At 61.1% G+C, this 19,230-nt stretch carries 19 protein-coding genes and 1 pseudogene; 15 read left to right on the forward strand and 5 right to left on the reverse strand.

Features of this window, described 5'->3' with window-relative positions:
* The first annotated feature begins 84 nt into the window (after window positions 1–84).
* From K8B33_RS05825 to K8B33_RS05835, 3 genes are all read left to right on the forward strand, one after another.
* Window positions 85–729 (forward strand): TetR/AcrR family transcriptional regulator, encoded by a 645-nt coding sequence (locus tag K8B33_RS05825; protein WP_223424338.1) that lies wholly within the window; start codon window positions 85–87, stop codon window positions 727–729.
* A gap of 121 nt (window positions 730–850) precedes the next feature.
* Window positions 851–1,306 (forward strand): hypothetical protein, encoded by a 456-nt coding sequence (locus K8B33_RS05830; RefSeq protein WP_223424340.1) that lies wholly within the window; start codon window positions 851–853, stop codon window positions 1,304–1,306.
* Between the two features lie 143 nt (window positions 1,307–1,449).
* A complete protein-coding gene (locus K8B33_RS05835; RefSeq protein WP_223424342.1) occupies window positions 1,450–1,869 on the forward strand; it encodes a hypothetical protein in 420 nt (139 codons plus the stop codon).
* Here the strand turns inward: K8B33_RS05835 and K8B33_RS05840 are convergent, their stop codons facing one another.
* Window positions 1,870–2,223: a DUF1820 family protein gene (locus K8B33_RS05840; RefSeq protein ID WP_223424344.1), complete on the reverse strand. Its 354-nt coding sequence runs from the start codon at window positions 2,221–2,223 to the stop codon at window positions 1,870–1,872.
* 436 nt (window positions 2,224–2,659) lie between these two features.
* On the opposite strand from K8B33_RS05840, the gene coxB reads away from it, so the two are divergent.
* The 4 genes from coxB (at window position 2,660) to K8B33_RS05860 (ending at window position 7,057) form a co-directional block, all read left to right on the forward strand.
* Window positions 2,660–3,874 carry a cytochrome c oxidase subunit II gene (coxB, locus tag K8B33_RS05845; protein ID WP_223424346.1) on the forward strand — a complete coding sequence of 405 codons (1,215 nt, stop codon included), beginning with the start codon at window positions 2,660–2,662 and terminating at the stop codon, window positions 3,872–3,874.
* Window positions 3,875–3,888: 14 nt separating this feature from the next.
* Window positions 3,889–5,475 carry a cytochrome c oxidase subunit I gene (ctaD, locus tag K8B33_RS05850; protein ID WP_223424348.1) on the forward strand — a complete coding sequence of 529 codons (1,587 nt, stop codon included), beginning with the start codon at window positions 3,889–3,891 and terminating at the stop codon, window positions 5,473–5,475.
* Window positions 5,476–5,566: 91 nt separating this feature from the next.
* On the forward strand, window positions 5,567–6,145 hold the full coding sequence (locus tag K8B33_RS05855) for a cytochrome c oxidase assembly protein (protein WP_223424349.1): 579 nt from the start codon (window positions 5,567–5,569) through the stop codon (window positions 6,143–6,145).
* Window positions 6,146–6,169: 24 nt separating this feature from the next.
* Window positions 6,170–7,057, forward strand: coding sequence for a cytochrome c oxidase subunit 3 (locus tag K8B33_RS05860; RefSeq protein WP_223424351.1), 888 nt, complete (start codon window positions 6,170–6,172; stop codon window positions 7,055–7,057).
* 228 nt (window positions 7,058–7,285) lie between these two features.
* On the opposite strand, the gene K8B33_RS05865 is transcribed toward K8B33_RS05860, so the two are convergent.
* Complete coding sequence (locus K8B33_RS05865; RefSeq protein ID WP_223424353.1) at window positions 7,286–7,549, reverse strand: twin transmembrane helix small protein; 264 nt, start codon at window positions 7,547–7,549, stop codon at window positions 7,286–7,288.
* A gap of 49 nt (window positions 7,550–7,598) precedes the next feature.
* Here K8B33_RS05865 and K8B33_RS05870 point away from each other — a divergent pair, with 49 nt between their 5' ends.
* The 7 genes from K8B33_RS05870 to K8B33_RS05905 all read left to right on the forward strand — a co-directional run bounded on the left by K8B33_RS05870 (window position 7,599) and on the right by K8B33_RS05905 (window position 14,143).
* The gene (locus K8B33_RS05870) at window positions 7,599–8,342 is read left to right on the forward strand and encodes an SURF1 family protein (RefSeq protein ID WP_223424355.1); all 744 of its coding nucleotides are present in this window, start codon (window positions 7,599–7,601) and stop codon (window positions 8,340–8,342) included.
* A 31-nt stretch (window positions 8,343–8,373) separates the two neighbouring features.
* Window positions 8,374–8,988, forward strand: coding sequence for an SCO family protein (locus K8B33_RS05875; protein ID WP_223424357.1), 615 nt, complete (start codon window positions 8,374–8,376; stop codon window positions 8,986–8,988).
* Window positions 8,989–8,993: 5 nt separating this feature from the next.
* The gene (locus tag K8B33_RS05880) at window positions 8,994–10,037 is read left to right on the forward strand and encodes a COX15/CtaA family protein (protein ID WP_263284496.1); all 1,044 of its coding nucleotides are present in this window, start codon (window positions 8,994–8,996) and stop codon (window positions 10,035–10,037) included.
* The gene (gene cyoE, locus K8B33_RS05890; RefSeq protein WP_223424359.1) at window positions 10,030–10,926 is read left to right on the forward strand and encodes a heme o synthase; all 897 of its coding nucleotides are present in this window, start codon (window positions 10,030–10,032) and stop codon (window positions 10,924–10,926) included. Before K8B33_RS05880 ends, cyoE begins: the two co-directional genes overlap by 8 nt.
* A 149-nt stretch (window positions 10,927–11,075) precedes the next feature.
* Window positions 11,076–11,666, forward strand: coding sequence for a LemA family protein (locus K8B33_RS05895; protein ID WP_223424361.1), 591 nt, complete (start codon window positions 11,076–11,078; stop codon window positions 11,664–11,666).
* A 6-nt stretch (window positions 11,667–11,672) separates the two neighbouring features.
* A complete protein-coding gene (locus tag K8B33_RS05900; protein WP_223424363.1) occupies window positions 11,673–13,652 on the forward strand; it encodes a M48 family metallopeptidase in 1,980 nt (659 codons plus the stop codon).
* 119 nt (window positions 13,653–13,771) lie between these two features.
* The gene (locus K8B33_RS05905) at window positions 13,772–14,143 is read left to right on the forward strand and encodes a hypothetical protein (RefSeq protein WP_223424365.1); all 372 of its coding nucleotides are present in this window, start codon (window positions 13,772–13,774) and stop codon (window positions 14,141–14,143) included.
* 27 nt (window positions 14,144–14,170) lie between these two features.
* On the opposite strand, the gene K8B33_RS05910 is transcribed toward K8B33_RS05905, so the two are convergent.
* The 3 genes and pseudogenes from K8B33_RS05910 to K8B33_RS05920 form a co-directional block, all read right to left on the reverse strand.
* Window positions 14,171–15,322 (reverse strand): NAD(P)/FAD-dependent oxidoreductase, encoded by a 1,152-nt coding sequence (locus K8B33_RS05910; protein WP_223424367.1) that lies wholly within the window; start codon window positions 15,320–15,322, stop codon window positions 14,171–14,173.
* A 22-nt stretch (window positions 15,323–15,344) separates the two neighbouring features.
* Window positions 15,345–16,631 carry an SAM-dependent methyltransferase gene (locus tag K8B33_RS05915; RefSeq protein ID WP_223424369.1) on the reverse strand — a complete coding sequence of 429 codons (1,287 nt, stop codon included), beginning with the start codon at window positions 16,629–16,631 and terminating at the stop codon, window positions 15,345–15,347.
* A gap of 733 nt (window positions 16,632–17,364) precedes the next feature.
* Window positions 17,365–18,447: pseudogene (locus K8B33_RS05920) on the reverse strand (GNAT family N-acetyltransferase); the annotation flags it as partial.
* A 100-nt stretch (window positions 18,448–18,547) separates the two neighbouring features.
* On the opposite strand from K8B33_RS05920, the gene K8B33_RS16200 reads away from it, so the two are divergent.
* Complete coding sequence (locus tag K8B33_RS16200; protein ID WP_317846196.1) at window positions 18,548–19,219, forward strand: cold-shock protein; 672 nt, start codon at window positions 18,548–18,550, stop codon at window positions 19,217–19,219.
* Window positions 19,220–19,230: the final 11 nt, after the last annotated feature.

Consider the following 19,230-nt stretch of genomic DNA (forward strand, 5'->3'; position numbering starts at 1 on the left):
ATTCAACTGGCATTAGCCCGGCTGGCACGCCACGGCCGCCACGCCATGAAAGCGCCCCAAAAGAGACCTACCCAAGAGAGACCTATGAGAAAACAACCACGCCAGCAGCGCTCAAGGGCACTGGTCCAAAGCCTGGTCGAGGCCACCGGGCGGGTCATAGAAGCACGCGGGCTGGAATTTGCCACCACCAACCATATCGCCGAGTCTGCGGGCGTGGATATCGCGTCCCTGTACCAGTATTTCGAGAACAAGGAAGACCTGGTGGAGGAGCTACTGCGGCACCACGCCAGCCAGATGGTCGCGATGGCAACGGACTATTTCAAAAGCATCAACATGTTCGAAGCCAGCCCCAGCGCCCTGCTGCGCGGCGCCCTGTCTCTGGGGCTGGGGCTGGCGCGCACCAATCCGGTACTGCTGGAGCTGGCACAACATCCCAAGTTCTTCTTCAGCAGTCAGGGCATCGTGCAGCTGGAAAACCATCTGCAGACGGTTGCCACAACCTATTTCATGCACCACTTCCGCAGCTACCCCATGGAAAACCTTCAGACACGGCTGTATATCGTCAGCAAGAGCGCCTTTACCCTGATTGCCCGCCATCTCTCAGAGCCACATTCGATGATCAGCGACGCGGAGTTGGTCGACAATATGGTGCTGCTTTATGCGCCTTTCTTTGAATCCGGGGCTGTCTTGAAAACGGAGCCCCTGCAGCGAGACGACAGCGCGCTTTGAGGGCGACATCACTCGCACCCGGGAACCTTGCCGGCGCCGCAGGGGTCCCAGCGTTATGCCTGCCCCCCGCATCACTCACTGAACCGGGCACCCATCACTGAACTGGCAAACGGACATCCCCATGAAAAAGCTGGCACGCAACAGTCTCCTTGCCATCACGGCCATGGCCTGGCTCGGCCAGCCTGTCGTGGCCGACACCAAACGCGGTGACGGCGGCAGCACCCAGATCCACATGCAGCAAAGCAGCGAGGGAGAGCGCCAACCCTCTCGGGGGTACAGCGCCAGCGATCGCGCCCTGTTGCGCAGTCATTTTCGTCAGGCCGGCGCGACGGATGCCGGTAGCACTGCCTTGAGCAGCACTGCCTTGGGCAACACACTCGCCGACGCTGCCGCGCTGAGTGCCGGCGACACGCTCGACTTTGACGCGCTCCGCAATGCTCGCACTCTGCCCGCTGACATTCGCAACAGACTGGCCGCCCCGGCGACGGACACACAGGATCTGCTGATCGGCCATCAGGCGGTGCGGCTGACACGGGACACGCGGGTGGTCATCGACACTGTGACACTGCAGGTCTGATCCGGCCTTGCCGGATAACGCCAACTCGCCCTCACCACTTTCACGACAGAGTGCTCATTTCCGGCATTTGGCCCGTGACACGGGGAACCTGAGAGCGGGTGCTGGTTCATAATGGGCTCAACACCCGCAAAAGGCACAGGGACATGGACAGGACCCATCACAGAGCCCCCGGAAGCGCCATTTCCGGCACTATTTCCGACACCATAGCGGAGCAGGGCGCATCGGAAAGCACTGTTCCTCCGGCGGCACTGCGTGAGGCCGTACTGGCCGAGGGTTTCCGGTTGATGGCGTTCAGTGCGGCGGACGCCAGCGCCTTGCGGATTTATCTGGCCACGCCCTTCCAGCTCCCGACCTGGCTTCAGCAGGTGCGCTGCCGTCAGCCGGTCCCCGCCTCCCTGCTGCAGCAGGCGCGCCATGTGCCCCTGCGCCTTGCCGCGGCGCTGAGCACACCGCCACAGGGCACCCGGGATGTGTATCTGGATGGCTGTGTCATGCGGCTGGTGGTGGACAGCTGGGTACTGGTGGACGTGCTGACACCGGAGCGCTGGCGGCCAATCGCCTGATCAGCGCCCCGTCTTCGGCCCCGGCGGCATCCCCGGTGGCACCGAGGGCAGGGGAAACGCGTGAATATTGCCACTCTGCCCCGCTTCCATGATCTTGCCCACCCCCTCCTTTTCCACTTCGTCGATACGGATCACCGCATGCATGGGGATGAACGACCGCTGCACGCCGGCAAATTCATTCTTCAGGCGCTCTTCCGAGGGGTCCACCACCATCTGTGAGCGCTCACCAAACAGGAATTCCTCCACCTCGATAAAGCCGTGAAGATCGCTCTGATAGATGTTGGTGGCGTAGACCTCATAGATCTGGCCCAGGTTGTGGAAGATGACTTTATAGATCTGGCGTGGGGTAGACATCTGCTGTGGCCTGCTCGGGACGGTATGCCGGGGGGCGCCAAGGATAGCATATTCGCCGACGGCTTCACCGCGCCGCGTGCGGCCCTTCACACGCGGGACAAATGGCTGAAAACCCTGCACTTTGGCTGGACTTTGCCTATCTGAATGACTAGAGTTAGCGCCCACAATGCACCGTGGGGCAATTTGCCGCACCCCGAAGTGTTTCGGTCTGTTCAGCGACGCGCTAGCCGCTTGATCTGGCGAAACTTTTCGTAAATTGGCGCAAAAATGATCATCCCCTGATCATAATGGCGCCGACGGGTAAGGGCTTCCTTGCAAGAGCCCGGCAACGTCTTCACGCGCATCATCCTGAAACGCTTTCCAGGTGCCGCACCTACGGCGATAACACGCGTCTGCCCGCCCAGGCAGTCGCTGGGGAAAACAGGGAGCCTACGCAATGCAGTCTACACTGTTCCATCGTGCAGCCGCCCTGCTCACAACACTGATGATCAGTGGTGTAGCAGCAGCTGACTGGACCGAACGATCTGATCTCAATATGCGCCCGGGGGTCACGGCAGTCAGCCAGGACGTCTACCACCTGCATATGATCATTCTCGGCATCGTGACCCTTATAGGCGTCATCGTGTTCGCACTGATCATGTGGTCAGTATTTGCCCACCGTAAGGAAAAGAATCCGGTACCGGCCAAATTCCATGAAAACGTGGTACTGGAAGTGGTATGGACCGTCATCCCCTTCTTTATCCTGATCGGCATGGCGATCCCGGCTACCCGTGTGCTGATCAATATGGAGGACACCTCCGACTCAGCGCTGACCGTCAAGGTCACCGGCTCCCAGTGGCGCTGGCACTACGAGTACCTGGATTACGAAGGCGACAACAATATCAATGTCGGCTTCTTCAGTGATCTGGCCACCCCCCCGGAAGTCTGGCAGCGCCCGATTCTCTCCGGCGGTCTGTTCCCGGTGGGCACAGCCCAGGAGCAGGTGGGTGTCGAGCGTGAGCCCCTGACGCCAGAGAACGCCTTCAACTACATGATCGAAGTGGACAAGCCCCTGGTCCTCCCCGCCGGGCAGAAAATCCGCTTCCTGATCACCGCTGACGACGTCATCCACTCCTTCTGGGTGCCGGACTTCGGCTTCAAGAAAGATGCTATCCCCGGTTTCGTCAACGAGTCCTGGACCGAGATCCCCGAGTCAGCCATCGGCATGACGCTGCGCGGCCAATGCGCGGAGCTGTGTGGTCGCCTGCACGCCTTCATGCCCATCGAGGTAGTGGTCAAATCGCAGGAAGACTTTGCGGCCTGGCTGGCTGAAGAACAGGAAGCTGCAGCGGAAGGCCCGGACATGACACCGTTCGCCAGCCTTGACGACGCCATGGAGCAAGGCAAGCCCATCTATGACCGCGCTTGCGCCATGTGTCACGGCGCCCAGGGCCAGGGCGGTATCGGCCTGAGCTTCCAGGGCACGGATTACATGACCAATCCGGATCGCCTGCAAGACAACATCGACATCCTGCTTCAGGGTCGCGGCGCCATGCCCGCCTTCCGTGCGCAGTTGTCACCGAAAGAAATAGCCGCCGTCATTACCTACCAGCGTAACGCTTTCGGTAATGAAACTGGCGATCTCATTCAACCTGACGACGTGCAGAAGTGACGGAGGGGAGCATAATGGCAGACCATCACGAACATCACGCCCCGACCGGCTGGCGCCGCTGGCTACTGAGTACCAACCACAAGGACATCGGCAGCCTGTACCTCTGGTTCAGCTTTGCCATGTTCCTGGTTGGCGGCCTGCTGGCCATGGTTATCCGCGCCGAGCTGATGTACCCCGGCATGCAGGTTGTGGATCCGGACTTCTTCAACCAGATGACCACCACACACGGCCTGATCATGGTATTCGGTGCCGTGATGCCCGCCTTTGTGGGCCTGGCCAACTGGATGATCCCGCTGATGATCGGCGCGCCGGACATGGCGCTGCCGCGGATGAACAACTGGTCCTTCTGGATCCTGCCCGCGGCCTTCTCGATCCTGATCGGCTCCGTGCTGATGAGCGCCTTCGGCCCCGGTAACCCGCCAGCACCGAACTTCGGCTGGACCTTCTATGCACCACTGTCCACCACCTACGGCCCGGCTTCTACAGACTTCTTCATTCTTTCCGTCCACCTGATGGGTATCTCCTCCATCATGGGCGCGATCAACGTCATCGTGACGGTCATGAACATGCGCGCGCCCGGCATGACCATGATGAAGATGCCGCTGTTCGTCTGGACCTGGCTGATCACTGCTTTCCTGCTGATTGCCGTCATGCCCGTACTGGCTGGTGCAGTCACCATGATGCTGACCGATCGCCACTTCGGCACCAGCTTCTTTGATGCCGCCGGTGGCGGTGACCCGGTCCTGTTCCAGCATATTTTCTGGTTCTTCGGGCACCCCGAGGTGTACATCATGATCCTGCCGGCGTTCGGCGTGGTCTCCGCGATCATCCCGACCTTCGCCCGCAAGCCGCTGTTCGGTTACGCCTCCATGGTCTATGCAACAGCGTCTATCGCACTGCTGTCCTTCGTCGTGTGGGCGCACCACATGTTCACGGTGGGCATGCCGCTGGCGGGGATGCTGTTCTTCATGTACATGACCATGCTGATTTCCGTACCCACAGGCGTAAAAGTCTTCAACTGGGTTGCCACCATGTGGCGCGGCTCGCTGACCTTCGAACTGCCGATGAAGTGGGCCCTGGCCTTCGTCATCCTGTTCACGATTGGCGGCCTGTCCGGTCTGATGCTGTCGATCACCCCGGCTGACTTCCAGTACCACGACTCCTACTTCGTTGTGGCACATTTCCACTATGTACTGGTATCCGGCGCGATCTTCTCCATGTTTGCTGCCGTCTACTACTGGCTGCCGAAGTGGAGCGGCGTGATGTATGACAAGTTCTGGGGTGAAGTACACTTCTGGAGCTCGCTGATCTCCGTGAACCTGCTGTTCTTCCCGATGCACTTCGTCGGTCTGGCGGGCATGCCACGGCGTTATTCTGATTACGCCCTGCAATTCGCCGACTACAACTGGTGGATCAGCATCGGCGCCTTCTGGTTCGGTATCTCCCAGCTGTTCCTGCTGTGGGTACTGATCAAGGCCTGCTTCCTGAAGAAAGGCGAGAAGGCCACCGACGAAGTATGGGAAGGCGCGGAAGGCCTGGAGTGGACTGTTCCGTCCCCGGCACCCTTCCACACCTTCGACACACCGCCGGTTGTGAAATAAGCTGAAGCACACGTACTAGCGACGACCCGGACTGCCTCGGCAGTCCGGGTCGGACCGGCGCAACAGCGCCGCCGTTTTTCAGGAGGGCAGCATGGCTGATGAACCGCTCAAACGACGCACCCGACTTTCCGTAGCAAAGCTGCTGGTAGTCTGCGTGTGCATGTTTGGCTTTGCCTACGCACTGGTTCCCCTCTACGACGTCATTTGCGAAGCCCTGGGCATCAACGGCCGCACCAACAGTGTTGCCATTGTGGATGTGCCCGAGGACATGACCAAAGACGAGGACCGGACCGTGCTGGTGCAGTTCGTGACCCGCGCAGCAAAAGACATGCCCTGGGATTTCGAACCGATGGAGCGCAGCGTGCGCGTCCACCCCGGTGAGATCAAGGCAGTCAACTTCCGTGTGCGCAACCGTACCGGCGAGGACATGGTGGGCCAGGCAATCCCGTCACTGGTGCCTGGCCAGGCCGCCAGTCATTTCAAGAAGACGCAGTGCTTCTGTTTTGACCAGCAGCCACTGATGGCCAATGGCGAAGAAGTCATGCCGATGATCTTCTATCTGGATCCGGCGATACCGAAAAGCGTCAATACCATCACCCTGTCCTACACGCTTTATGACATTACAGAAAGGACGAGTGTCGGCGGAGTTGCCGCTCGCCAGACGCGCTAAAAACAGGTTTCAGGAGACTCAGGCATGTCAGAGAAAACAACCAGCTACTATGTGCCCGACAGCAGCCCCTGGCCGCTGCTGGGCTCAGTGGGTCTTTTCCTGATCGCTATCGGCGGCGGGAACTACATCCAGCAGAGCACCAGCAAAGTGGCCAATGATGGCTCCATGGGCGGTATCATCCTCGCTATCGGCGTGCTGTGGATGATCGGCGTCATGTTCATGTGGTGGCGTGACACCATCAAGGAATCCATCGGCGGTCTGCACAGTGACCAGATGGACCGTTCCTACCGCCAGGGCATGCTGTGGTTCATCTTCTCCGAGGTGATGTTCTTCGGCGCCTTCTTCGGCGCCATGTTCTATGCCCGCTGGCTGATCGTCCCCTGGCTGGGCGGTGAAGGCATCGGTGCCATGACCCACGAGCTGCTGTGGCCAGACTTCCAGGCCATGTGGCCGGTCACCACCGCCCCTGACGGCCGCACGACCCAGGCCATGGGCGCGTGGGGCCTGCCGATGATCAACACGGCGATCCTGCTGACCAGTTCGGTGACACTGTCCATCGCGCACCACGCGCTGATCGCCGGCGACCGCGCCAAGGTGCTGTGGGCACAGGGCGCCACCATCATCCTGGCGCTGATCTTCACCGGCGTTCAGGCTTATGAGTATGTGCACGCTTACCGGGATCTGGGTCTGACACTGGAATCCGGTATCTACGGTTCCCTGTTCTTCCTGATGACCGGGTTCCACGGTATCCACGTTGTCATCGGCAGTCTGTTCCTGATCGTGACGTTCTTCCGGGTATTGAAGCGCCACCACATGGATGGCAACAACTTCGCCTGGGAAGCTGCGGCCTGGTACTGGCACTTCGTGGACGTGGTCTGGCTATTCCTGTTCATCACGGTGTACTGGCTGTAAGACGCAAGCCACACACAGCACCATCGAGAAAGGCGCCCTTCGGAGGCGCCTTTTTTGTTTATGGTCCATGCGTATTAGCGGGGGGGGGCGGGGATGTATTTTCAGGACTGTGTGAGACAAGGATGTCGAACACAAGCCCCCAGGGATGGGTTTACGGCGTGTCCTGAAAACCTTTCCCGCCCCCCGAGGGCCATAACCACCAAACCAGCAAAGAATGGAAAACACCCATCAAGGCGCAGGGGTAGATTGCTCGATGGGCACGCCATCGCGGAGGGTCGGGTTGACGTCGTGGGGCTCCAGCCACCCCATCCAGGCTGACAGCATCATCAAGCCGAAGACCGCCACAGAGAAAATCACCCGCCAGGTCAGCGCCCGCGCCGTACCACTGTCCTTGCCCCGGGCATCACTGCGCATCAGCGCACCCAGTCCACGGAACAGAGAAACCACCGCCGCCGCGAACAACAACAGGATCAGGAGCTTTAACCACCACATAACGCGCACCTTGTGTACAATGAGCGCCCTATTCTAAGGCCCGGACGTTATGCCTGCACGTGAGTTTCGCCCCAGTTGGATGGGTTTTCTGGCCACCCTGGTCGTGGCGGCAGTGTGCCTGCAAGCCGCAGTCTGGCAGTTGTCCCGCGCGGATGAGAAACGCACGCTGGCACGCGACTTCGAGACACGCGCCGACGCAGGGTACCTGAACCTGCCCGAACTGCTGGTGAAGGACGAAGCAGGCAACTACCCCGTCACCCTGCGCGGCGTGCCCGATAACAGCCGCCACATACTGCTGGATAACCGCACTCTGGAAGGCATTGCCGGCTATCACCTGCTCACGCCGTTGCGCAGCGAGAACGGCCAGTGGCTCCTGGTCAATCGTGGCTGGCTGCCCAGAGGTCGTGACCGCGCGGTTTTACCCGATATCCCGCCCCTCCCCGCCGACAACGACGACGGGATGGTGACGGTTAATGGGCGAAGCTATATCTATAGCCCGCGCACCTTTGTTCTCGCTGATGACGACCTGTCTGCCGTGACTTGGCCGTTGCGCGTGCAAAAAGTCGAAATGGACGCACTTTCCGCGCTTCTTGGGGTAGAATTGGCGCCCTTCGAAATCCGGGTGGACCCGGGCTTTGCGCTGGAGACCGGGGAGCAGCTACCCCGCATCTGGCATGACCCTGTCATGGGTCCGGAGCGGCACCACGCCTATGCCGTGCAGTGGTTTGCCCTGGCCGGCGCCGTCGTGGTGTTCTTCATCGCTATCAGCCTGCGCCGACGCGAGGCAGATTGAGCTTTTTTGCAGACCAGAATTGAGTTGACCCATGCAGGAACGCAGCAAGAATTTTCTGATCCTCGGGCTGATCATCGGTGTGTTCATCGCTTTTTTTCTGGCGGGCCGCTTTCTGATCAACCCTGACGAGATGCCGCGCCTGAATAAAGGGACACTGATCGTCCCCCACGTCAGCGTGGACGATCTCGGCTTCACCCAGGCAGATGGCACGCCGTACCGCAGTGACGACATGGCCGGCAAATGGACACTGGCATACATGGCCGACGGCACCTGCGATGCGGCCTGCAAGAATGGTTTGTTCTATCTGATTCGTCAGTTGCAGCGATCTCTCGACCGGGATGCCTCCCGCGTCAGACGCGTGATCATGCATACGGCCGAACCGGATAACACTTTACGCACATTCCTGGACGAGAATGTGCCTGGCATGGTGGAAGTCAGCGTCGATCGCGACCTGGCCGACACCCTGCTACTCCCCGCGATGGAAAGCAGTACTGACAGCGCCAGTCATCACATTTTTCTGATCAGCCCCGACGGCATGATTTTCATGTGGTACCCCACCCATGCGGATCCGGATGCCACGCTGCTCGAGGCCGACAATATTCGTGATGATCTCAAGCGCACCCTGAAAGGCTCACTGATAGGGTAACCTTCATGTCGACTGTGAATCGTTCGTTGATCTGGCAACGCCGTCTCGCCGTGGCTTCGGTAATACTGGTCGCGGGTGTCATCATTCTGGGCGCCTGGACGCGCCTGACGGACGCCGGGCTCGGCTGTCCGGACTGGCCAGGCTGTTATGGCCACATGGATGTGCGCAAGGCGCATTCCTATGTGAGCGAAACCAATGTGCATCAACCCGGCACCTACCGTGACGCCTTCAAGACAGTGCCGGAGATGGTGCATCGCTACTTCGCAGGCTTCCTGGGCATCATGATTCTGGCGCTCACCACCATGGCCTGGCTCAACCGCAAAAAAACGGGGCAAGGCGTGCTGCTGCCCACGGCCTTGCTGGTGCTGGTGATCTGCCAGGGCATTCTGGGCAAATGGACCGTGACCATGGGGCTACAGCCCACCATCGTCATGCTGCATCTGATGGGCGGTTTTTCCACCATGATCCTGTTGTGCTGGCATACGGCACGACTCTACAACTGGCCAAGTTTTCGCAATGATTGCGATGTGCGGACGCTGAAACCACTGGCCATTGCCGCACTGGGCGTGGTCATGCTGCAAAGCGCGCTGGGGGGCTGGACCACCGCCAACTACGCCGCCGTGGTCTGCACCGAACTGCCGATTTGCGAGAGTGGCTGGACCACGCACCTGAATTTCGGTGATGCCTTCACATTCTTCGGCCACGAACATGATGGCGAGGACTACGAGTTTGGGGTGCTCGCCAGTGATGCCCGCACCACCATCCATGTGATGCACCGCTTCGGCGCCATCGCTACACTGCTGGTGGTGGGCCTGCTGGCCATCAAGATACTGGCACGCGCCCGCTGCACGCTCTTCCGCCGCTTTGGCCTGACCATCGGCGGTGTTTTGCTGGCGCAATTTGCGCTGGGTGTCAGTAACATCATTTTCCACGTACCGTTGAAGGTGGCGGTAGCGCATAACTTTGGCGCGGTCGTGCTCCTGGTCACGCTGGTATTGTTCCTGCGGGCATTGAATATACAACCGGAACGGAGACAAACAGATGCCTGAAGCGGCGGGCTGGCGTGATTACCTGGCCCTGACCAAACCCGGCGTAGTGCTGTTGCTGATGGTAACGGCCATCGCCGGCATGTTCCTGGCCACTGACCCGCCCGGCATGGTGCCGCTGGGGGTGTTGATCCCTGCCTTCATCGGACTGACGCTGGCGATGATGGCGTCAGCCGCCATCAACCAGATCATGGATCAGAAAATCGATGCCATGATGGCGCGGACCGACAAGCGCCCGATTGTCACCGGGCGCATCAATACCCGCTCGGCGATCGCGTTTGCCGTCGTCCTGGCACTGATTTCGATGCTGGTGCTGGATCAGCTGGTCAACCGTCTGACCGCCCTGCTGACGCTGTTCGGATTTGTGGGCTATGCCTTTATCTATACGCTCTATCTGAAGCGAGCCACGCCGCAGAACATTGTGATCGGCGGGCTCGCCGGTGCGATACCGCCGTTGCTGGGCTGGACCGCCGTTGCTGGCGAGTTGCACCCCTATGCCTGGCTGCTGGTGCTGATCATTTTTGTCTGGACGCCGCCGCACTTCTGGGCGCTGGCCATTCACCGCCGGGATGAGTACGCCAAGGCAGAAATCCCGATGCTGCCGGTCACCCACGGCATCCCGTTTACGCGCAGCAGCGTGCTCTACTACACGGTCTTGCTGGTGATCACCTCGCTGCTGCCCTACCTGACCGGCATGAGTGGCCTGATCTATCTGGTCACCGCCGTGGTGCTCGGTGCGGTGTTCCTGTTTCATGCCATGCAATTGCGCTTTGGCGATGACCCGCGCACCCCGATGAAAACCTTCGGTTACTCGATCACCTATCTGTTCGTACTCTTCGGTGCGCTGCTGGTGGATCATTATTTCCCGCTGGGCGTGGTCACCGGCAGCTGATTGCCGGTGACGACCCCGGGTTCCGGGTCCCCGTTTTTGCTACACACGCCACTGTGCACCTGCCCCTGCTTGCGTTAATCTTGCTCACATAACACTGACGCTTATAACAACAGGCATTCGGGAACGCATAGCAGATACGGGGGCGAATCATGAGTGGCACACTGATCTTTCTTGTCATCCTGGCAGCACTGGTGGTCTTCATCATTGCTATCTATAACCGTTTGATAGCACTCAAGAACCGCTTCAAGAACGGCTTCGCCCAGATTGATGTGCAGCTGCAGCGCCGCCATGATCTGGTCCCCAATCTGGTGGAAACCGCGCGGGCCTATATGACCCATGAGCGCGAGACGCTGACCCAGGTCACCGAGGCCCGCAACCAGGCCGTCAATGCCCGCCAGGCCGCCAAGGCCAACCCGGACAATGCGAGCGCCATGGGCGCGCTCGGCAAGGCAGAGAGCATGCTCTCCGGCTCCCTTGCCAACTTCTTCGCCCTGTCGGAAAACTACCCTGATCTGAAAGCCAACCAGACCATGAGTCAGCTGATGGAAGAGCTGACCTCCACCGAGAACCGCATCGGTTTTGCCCGCCAGGCGTTCAATGACGCCGTGATGGAATACAACACCTACCGCGAGCAGTTCCCGAACAACTTCATCGCCGGCCTGTTTGGCAGCTTCAAATACGCAGAGCTGCTGCAGATAGAAACACCGGAGGCCCGGCGGGCGCCCAGCGTCAGCTTTTGATAGCCGATGAATTTCTTTGCGCAGCAGGCGCGGGCCCGGCGACGTACCAGCCTGCTGACTGTCTATTTCGTCGCGGCAGTGCTGGCCACAGCCCTGGCAGTGAACCTGGTCCTGTATCTGGGTCTGTTCTGGCTGACTGACGGCACCTATCCCCTGGGGGAATGGCTGCTCTCACCCGGCGCCATCTGGGCCGCTCTGCTCACACTCGGCATTATCCTCGGCGGCAGCCTGATCAAATTCTGGCGTCTGCGCGGCGGCGGCCCGGCGCTGGCTGACATGCTGGGCGCCCGCCGGATTGATCCCGCCAGCAAGGATGTTCACGAGCGGCGGCTGATCAATGTGGTGGAAGAAATGGCCATCGCGTCAGGCATCCCCGTGCCGCAGCTTTTTGTGCTCGGCGAGGAAACCACCATCAATGCCTTTGCCGCCGGCTTCCGCCCCACCGAAAGCACCATCATGGTGACCCAGGGGGCGTTGGAACAGCTCAACCGGGACGAGTTGCAAGGCGTCATCGCCCACGAATTCAGCCATATCTTCAACGCCGACATGCGCCTCAACCTGCGCCTGATGGCGGTACTGGCGGGTATTCTTGCCGTCGGCAAGGTCGGCGAGCTGATGCTGCGCAGCACCCACCGGCGTGGCGTGATGGTGCGCACCAACAACAGCCGCAACGCCGCTGGCGGCATTGCCGCCGCCATAGGACTGGGTATGGCACTGGTCGCCATCGGTTACATCGGCCTGTTTTTCGGGCGGCTGATCAAAGCGGCCATCTCCCGTCAGCGCGAACTGCTGGCGGATGCGTCGTCAGTGCAGTTCACCCGCAACCCGGCAGGTATTGCCGGTGCGCTGATCAAGATACGCAATGGCCAGGGCTCACTGCTGACCAGCACTCAGGCAGAAGACATGAGCCACATGTGCTTCGCCGACACGGTGTCCTTCAATATGCGGCGCTTGCTGGCCACGCACCCGGAGATGGACGAGCGGCTGAGTGCCATCGGCCCGGAGTGGGTGGCGCGGGCACGCAACAGAGCCCGGCAACAGCTCGCCAGCGACACCGCCGCTGCCACGCAACCCGGCGCTACCGAAGGGCTGGCGGCCGCCAGCGGCGCGGCACTGTTCGGCGGCGCCACAGCGCTCGCCGGCACTGCGCTGCACGCAGGGCGGGCACCGCAATCACAGCACGGCGCATCACAGCAGGTCGGCACCGTCACCCCCGCCCACATGGGTTACGCCAGCCGTATCCTCGAGTCGGTGCCACTGGGGCTGCGAGACCAACTCCATGACAGGCCCGGCGCCGAACAACTGATGTATGCGCTGGCCATCAGCGTCAGCCAGAGCACCCCGGAAGACCTGCTGCCCGCGCTGGATCTGACACCGCAAGCGCGCGACGCGGTGGCCGCACTGGTGCCCGTCGTGCAGTCACTGGGCACGCGACTGCGATTGCCGTTGATCGATCTGGCCATCCCGACCCTCAAGCAAGGTGATCAGGCGACCCGCGATGCCATGCTGCAGCGGCTGACCACACTGATCCATGCCGACCGGCGTATGACCCTGTTCGAGTTCGTTCTGCTACACCTGCTGCGCGATCATCTCGGCGCGAAGGCCGGTCGCAACCAGCCCGTTCGCCATCGCAGCTACCGCGCTGTGGCACCGGCCATGCAGGTACTCTTGTCGATGATGATCTATGTCGGCGGCCAGCGTGGCGAGGCGGCGCAAGCCCTGTTCCGCCGCATTACCGGCGTGCTGCTGCCGCCAGGCACGCCACTGCTGGCCATTGAGGCTTGCACACTGGACCGACTGACGCCGGCACTGACAGAACTGGCCGGGCTGACGCCCTTGCTGAAAGCCGGGCTGGTGGATGCCTGCGCAGACGCCGTGCTGGCCGACAACAGGGTCCAGGTCGCTGAAGCAGAACTGCTACGGGCCGTGTGCACCCTTCTGGATTGCCCGATGCCACCGCTCTTCACCCCGGCACCCGAAGCATAGAAGAGAACGATCGTTCACCGACATGTAAGCCCAGGCTTACATTTTTTGTGGCAATTGTCTTATTTCGCTTATTGTTGAAGCTGTCAAACTGAGTACGGTCGGAAAAGGGAGCGACACCAATGGAATTTCACAAAGCCAGCGAGCAGAACGCATGGGATGCGGTAGCCGAGGCCACACACGCAGTACGCCGCAATGAGACAGCACACGCTGACCTGCTGGAGTGGCTGCAAGAACAGGGCGTGGACATCAGTCAGGCAGTATTCCCGTGTATCGGGTTATTCGACAATGACGTCTTTTCCGGCACACTGGTCTCTCAGAATCGCCGCGTCTACGAGTACTTTGTTGACCTGAGTGATCGCGCATCCGGTGATTTCGAAGACGTGACCGATCAGCTCGGCCCCAAAGACCCTGCTCACCCGAACAGCGATGTCCGTGATCTGATTACCATGGCGCTGGTCTACTTCGACAATCAGCGCGGTCAGGCCGCCTGAGACGGGCGGCTTACCGCCCTGCCCTCATCACCCCGCTTTCTCGCGCTGCATCGCCGGCACCTGACGGTGCAGAAACCAGCGCTCCGTCACCACCTTGCGGGTAAACCAGTGGCTACGCATGAGCGGCCCGACCAGCGTGTCCCTGACCCAATCCGGCAAGGGCACCGGTGCACGCTTCTCGTCACCGCGTACACCAAAGCGTTTCCGCACCGCCGCTTCATAGCCGTACAGTGTCGTGCCTGGCGACGCCTCCTCCAGCGCACTGGCCGCCAGCAGCGCTGACTCCACGGCGGGCCGGATACCCTCGCCACTCTGGGTATAGGCCAGCCCCGCCGCATCACCGATCAGGCAAACGCCCGGCGCCACCAACGGCCGCCGGGCGTGCCCGTAGAGCAGATAGGCGTGCCCCTTGTAGCGCTCGGGCAAGGATTCAGGAAGACGCCCGGTACGCTGCATCATGGCCACGAACTCGCCGAGGTGCTCTGTCAGCCGATGATTGTCCTCCCGGCCCAGCCCGATATTCAGGTAGTCCCCTTTGCGGAACACCCAGGCATAGCCCTTGAGATCCCGGCAGAACCATAACTCAGGGCAATCTCCCGCCACCGCGCAAGCAGCCACCTGCTCGGGCTGCAGGCGAAACTCCACCTCTTTTGCCGTCACCGCCAGTTCGTGCTTGCCCGGCCCATCGCCAAGCAGCCGCGCCACCGGACAAAAGTGCCCACCAGCCCCTACCAGCCAGGGCGCCTGATAGCGGCCGTTCACACACCACTCGCCGTGCTCGTGTGTCAGATCATTCACGCTCTCGCCGAGCACCTTCTCCACGGAAGCCCGCGCCAGCAGGTAATGATCGAACTCGCACCGGCGGATACCGTAACTGACCGGTGCGCCGCCATGATCGTTGACGCAGGGCGCCTGCCCCATCAGGCCGATACTGAAGCGGTGGATCGGCTGCAGCACACGACCGTCACGGGCGTACGCTTCGGATGTAATACCCAGAGTGGTCAGTACTTCCGGGGTAACCCAACCGGCGCAGGTCTTGTCACGGGGAAACGCCGCCTTGTCGAGAATCAGCACCCGCCAGCCACGCTCCGCCAGCACTGTAGCCAACGTGCTGCCCGCCGGACCGCCCCCTACAATGATCAGGTCATAGTGCACCGGATCCGTCGTCGCATCAGACATGGACTCTACCCCCCCCCCCGCATCATGGCTTTGCCTCGACGGCGTTAGCGCCACTGGCGAGCGCACTGTGACGGTACATATGGCGGCGGTTTTGCGGTATCCGGTTGGATGCCGCCGGGGCAAACACCACCTGGAACAGCTGCATGGTGCCCGTGGTAAAACCGGCCACTGACCCGGCCAGATACAGATCCCAGGCGCGCACAAACGTCTCGTCGTACTCGGCGCTCACCTGCTGCCGGTGCGACAGAAAACGCTCTCGCCAGTGACGCAGCGTGCGTGCGTAATGCAGGCGCAGGTTCTCCATATCCAGCACCGAAAGATCGCTCTCCTCGAACAATTGCATCAGTTCTACCGGCCCCGGCACATGGCAGCCAGGGAATATGCGCTTCTCAATCCAGCCGTTGACCGGTGCCGCGCGATTGCGGCCGATGGTATGAATCAGCCCGATGCCTTCCGGCTTGAGCACGCGGTTGATGGCCTGCCCCAGAGAGGCATAATTGGCTGGCCCCACATGCTCGAGCATGCCCACCGACACGAAGGCATCACAGCGCGTCATGGCGCGAGTGCTCATGCTGGTACTGTGCCCGATGTTACGGCCGATATTCCGATAGTCGTCCTCGATATACTCCACCCGGTCCGCCAACCCCTCCTCCTGAGCCCGCTCCCGCGCCCAGCGAATCTGTTCCGGCGAAATATTGAATGCCTTCACTCGCACACCGTAATGGCGCGCCATATAACGGGCCAGCCCGCCCCAACCACAGCCGGCCTCGATCACCGTCTGCCCCGGCTTGAGACAGAGCTTGCGGCAGACATGCTCCAGTTTGGAAAGCTGTGCCTGCTCCAGGGAGTAATCCGTCTCCTCGTAGTAGGCACAGGTATATTGCATGGCGGCGCTGTCCAGCCACAGGCGATAAAAGTCGTTACCGAGATCGTAGTGATGATGAATATTGAGCCGGGCATCCTGCTCACTGGCACCCTGCCGATCAGGGTCTCGCCACAATCTGGCGAGCCAGCCAGGTCGTGATGCCGCGCCCTTTGCCAAGGCGGGATACAGCTGTATCAGAAACGCGTCCAGTGCCCCACTGACCGTAATGCGGCCACTGGCATACAGGTCACCAAAAGCGATATTGGGGCTGCGCAGGAGTTGATACAGCGCACCGCGATCCGCGATGGTCACGGTGTACGGCGCCTGGTCGGGCCCGGTAACTGATCCATCCCAGAGTTGCAGCCGTATGGCGGGAGCACCGGCCATGCGGTGCAGCCAGGCGAGCAGGCGCCGTTCAGGGGGCCAGGCCGGCGTTGATGTCAACGCGGGCGGACGGGACTCCGGGCTTGCAGCTGCCCGGGATTGACGACGGGGCGCTATACTTGCAGTGTCGCGCGGCACAGTTCACCTCCCACAATTCCATGTCGAAAGTTTCACCACGCACCACGGCCGTCCGGGACGGCCACTGCCCGGATGCGTCACCCGAGTATAGCGGAAACCCGCAACGAGAAAACACCGGCCCTGTTTGGCGCAGGTCGGGCTCTGGAAGGTCTCCTCACGAATTGACGAACCTGAAAACAGGCTGGTTTCCAGCAGGTGGGTCACCCTCCATCAAGTACGCGTTGAGCCGGGGCACTCCCTTCCGGGACCGCTCAAGCCGTCCCTGGGCGCTCGCGCTTTGGCCATCCATGGCCAAAGAGGTCCCTTCAGGGAGTGCCCCGGCTCAACGCTGGCAGGAAATTCCGAGCTCGGTGTCTATACCAACTTTCTGGAGGAACAAAACCGCTAGTTGGCTTCCAGCCAGTTAACCGGGCTGGGCGTGACGGCCCTCGGGGGGCGGGAAAGGTTTTCAGGACTGTTTGAGGCAGGATGCCGAAACCAAGCCCCCAGGGGTGAGACAAGCGTGTTGCGACGCATGCGTCGCGCGCAGTCGAACGCACGGCATCTGTGATGGCGGGCCGGACCCGGAGGGGGTCCACGGCGTGTCCTGAAAACCTTTCCCGCCCCCCGAGGGCCACAACCACCCAACCAACAAAGAATGGAAACGCACTGAACGTCACAGATGGCCGGCACGGAAGGGCAGCAGGGTCAGGGCTTCTTCGCGATAGGCGGCGACGGCAGCCGCCTCGCGGTGGCAGAAATCACCGATGGCGTCCTGGAATCGCGGGTCCACCAGATGGTGGAGAGACCAGGTGATGACGGGCTCGAAACCGCGCAGCAGCTTGTGCTCGCCCTGGACGCCGGGGTCGAACTCATCTAGACCCTGCTCGATGCTGAATTCGATGCCCTGGTAATAACAGAGCTCAAAATGCAGGGCGTCATAGTCCCGCAAAGCGCCCCAGTAACGCCCGTAGAGGCGACGGTCATCGAACAGATAGAGCGCCGCTGCAACGGGGATATCGGTGCCCGCCGTCGCCGGGTCGCGCTCATCAAACGCGACACTCATCATCAACTGCTCGGGCATACGTGCCGCCAGCAGACGAAAAAACTGCTGGCTCAGATAAGGCGCCTGACCACGCTTGAGGTAGGTACTGGCATAACAGGCGTAGAACGCATCCCACCAGGGCTCCGGAATAGCGCTGCCGCAGGCACGCGCCGTGCGCAGGTGTTGCTCGCTGATGCGGCGACGCTCGCGGCGCAAGCCCTTTCGTTTGCGTGATACCAGCGCATCAAGAAACGCATCAAAATTCGCATAGTTGCGATTGAACCAGCGGAAATGACAGGCCTGCCGGGAGATCAGCGGCAACTCACTCAGCGCCTCACGGGCTGCTGTATCGGGAAACAACAGATGCCAACCGGACGCGCCCGTCTCCTGCAACTGCGCCTGAATCCGCGGCCACAACCAGTCCGCCGGGTCCACGCCAGCCGGCAGGGACCAGCGTGGGCCAGGCACGGGCGTATAAGGTATGGCGGTAACCAGTTTGGGATAATAGGCGAGCCCGTAACGCTGGTAGGCATGGGCCCATTGGTGGTCAAACACATACTCACCCCAGGGATTGTCCTTGGCATACAGCGGCATCCAGCCATCTGCGGCATTGCCGGGAGAGAGGTCGTGCCAGCCAGCGGCCCGCCCGGTGGCACCGGTATCCGCCAGAGCGTCCAGATAGGCAGTGCGTAGAAAGGGGTAAAGGGCCATGAATTCCCATGAATATTGATGCCGGCGTTCAAATCTTGTCCGGCTTGGTTACAATGCGCGACTTCGACTATATGTAATCACTAGCAAGGTGACGTCAACTGTTATGCAAGATGTGCGATTTCTGACTCCTTTTTATCTGTTCTTTGCCGTGCTGTTCGGCCTGTGTGGTCTCGCTCTGGCATTTTTTCCCGGCAGCCTTTTCAGCCTCTGGCACCCGCAGCAAGACAGCAACGCGATGGTCCCGGTTCTGGCGCGCCAGGCGGGTGCAGGGCTGCTGCTGGCCGCTGCCATTACCGCAGTTTGCCTGCGCGCCAGCCCACTGCGCGCCGTGCTCCACAGCCTGGTGTTGCTGTTCCTGATCGGCTTCGCTGCCAGCCATGGCGCCACACTGCTGGCCGGCCCGGCGTGCTGGATGCTGCTGCCCGTCGCCGTGTTTGCCCTGCCGCTGCTGATCACCGGCGCCGGTGCGCTGAAGCGCCAACTGTCTGGCCCCGGCCGCTTGCCTGCGGTCAAGGCGACCCGGCATAGCGATAAAGCGCCGAAGAATAAAGCGCCGAAGGCAGTCCAGGGCAGCCTGCAGGGTGAAATCAAGTGGTTCAATCCGAACAAGGGCTTCGGCTTTATCCAGAGCGATGACGGCCGCGAGATCTTTGTGCATTTTCGCGCACTGCAGAACGGCGGCCGCCGCACCCTGCGCCAGGGAGCCCGGGTCAGCTTCGAGGTCCACGATACAGACCGGGGCGAACAGGCCCGGGATGTCTACGTCGAAGATTGATGGCGAAGGGC

Source organism: Alcanivorax limicola (assembly GCF_019931215.1).
GTDB classification, from domain to species: Bacteria; Pseudomonadota; Gammaproteobacteria; order Pseudomonadales; family Alcanivoracaceae; genus Isoalcanivorax; species Isoalcanivorax limicola.

What these genes read in the sequence shown, in the direction of transcription:
- K8B33_RS05825 (WP_223424338.1), top strand. Translation starts at nt 85, where the DNA reads ATGAGAAAACAACCACGCCAGCAGCGCTCAAGGGCACTGGTCCAAAGC.
- K8B33_RS05830 (WP_223424340.1), top strand. Translation starts at nt 851, where the DNA reads ATGAAAAAGCTGGCACGCAACAGTCTCCTTGCCATCACGGCCATGGCC.
- K8B33_RS05835 (WP_223424342.1), top strand. Translation starts at nt 1,450, where the DNA reads ATGGACAGGACCCATCACAGAGCCCCCGGAAGCGCCATTTCCGGCACT.
- K8B33_RS05840 (WP_223424344.1), bottom strand. Translation starts at nt 2,223, where the DNA reads ATGTCTACCCCACGCCAGATCTATAAAGTCATCTTCCACAACCTGGGC.
- coxB (WP_223424346.1), top strand. Translation starts at nt 2,660, where the DNA reads ATGCAGTCTACACTGTTCCATCGTGCAGCCGCCCTGCTCACAACACTG.
- ctaD (WP_223424348.1), top strand. Translation starts at nt 3,889, where the DNA reads ATGGCAGACCATCACGAACATCACGCCCCGACCGGCTGGCGCCGCTGG.
- K8B33_RS05855 (WP_223424349.1), top strand. Translation starts at nt 5,567, where the DNA reads ATGGCTGATGAACCGCTCAAACGACGCACCCGACTTTCCGTAGCAAAG.
- K8B33_RS05860 (WP_223424351.1), top strand. Translation starts at nt 6,170, where the DNA reads ATGTCAGAGAAAACAACCAGCTACTATGTGCCCGACAGCAGCCCCTGG.
- K8B33_RS05865 (WP_223424353.1), bottom strand. Translation starts at nt 7,549, where the DNA reads ATGTGGTGGTTAAAGCTCCTGATCCTGTTGTTGTTCGCGGCGGCGGTG.
- K8B33_RS05870 (WP_223424355.1), top strand. Translation starts at nt 7,599, where the DNA reads ATGCCTGCACGTGAGTTTCGCCCCAGTTGGATGGGTTTTCTGGCCACC.
- K8B33_RS05875 (WP_223424357.1), top strand. Translation starts at nt 8,374, where the DNA reads ATGCAGGAACGCAGCAAGAATTTTCTGATCCTCGGGCTGATCATCGGT.
- K8B33_RS05880 (WP_263284496.1), top strand. Translation starts at nt 8,994, where the DNA reads ATGTCGACTGTGAATCGTTCGTTGATCTGGCAACGCCGTCTCGCCGTG.
- cyoE (WP_223424359.1), top strand. Translation starts at nt 10,030, where the DNA reads ATGCCTGAAGCGGCGGGCTGGCGTGATTACCTGGCCCTGACCAAACCC.
- K8B33_RS05895 (WP_223424361.1), top strand. Translation starts at nt 11,076, where the DNA reads ATGAGTGGCACACTGATCTTTCTTGTCATCCTGGCAGCACTGGTGGTC.
- K8B33_RS05900 (WP_223424363.1), top strand. Translation starts at nt 11,673, where the DNA reads ATGAATTTCTTTGCGCAGCAGGCGCGGGCCCGGCGACGTACCAGCCTG.
- K8B33_RS05905 (WP_223424365.1), top strand. Translation starts at nt 13,772, where the DNA reads ATGGAATTTCACAAAGCCAGCGAGCAGAACGCATGGGATGCGGTAGCC.
- K8B33_RS05910 (WP_223424367.1), bottom strand. Translation starts at nt 15,322, where the DNA reads ATGTCTGATGCGACGACGGATCCGGTGCACTATGACCTGATCATTGTA.
- K8B33_RS16200 (WP_317846196.1), top strand. Translation starts at nt 18,548, where the DNA reads ATGCAAGATGTGCGATTTCTGACTCCTTTTTATCTGTTCTTTGCCGTG.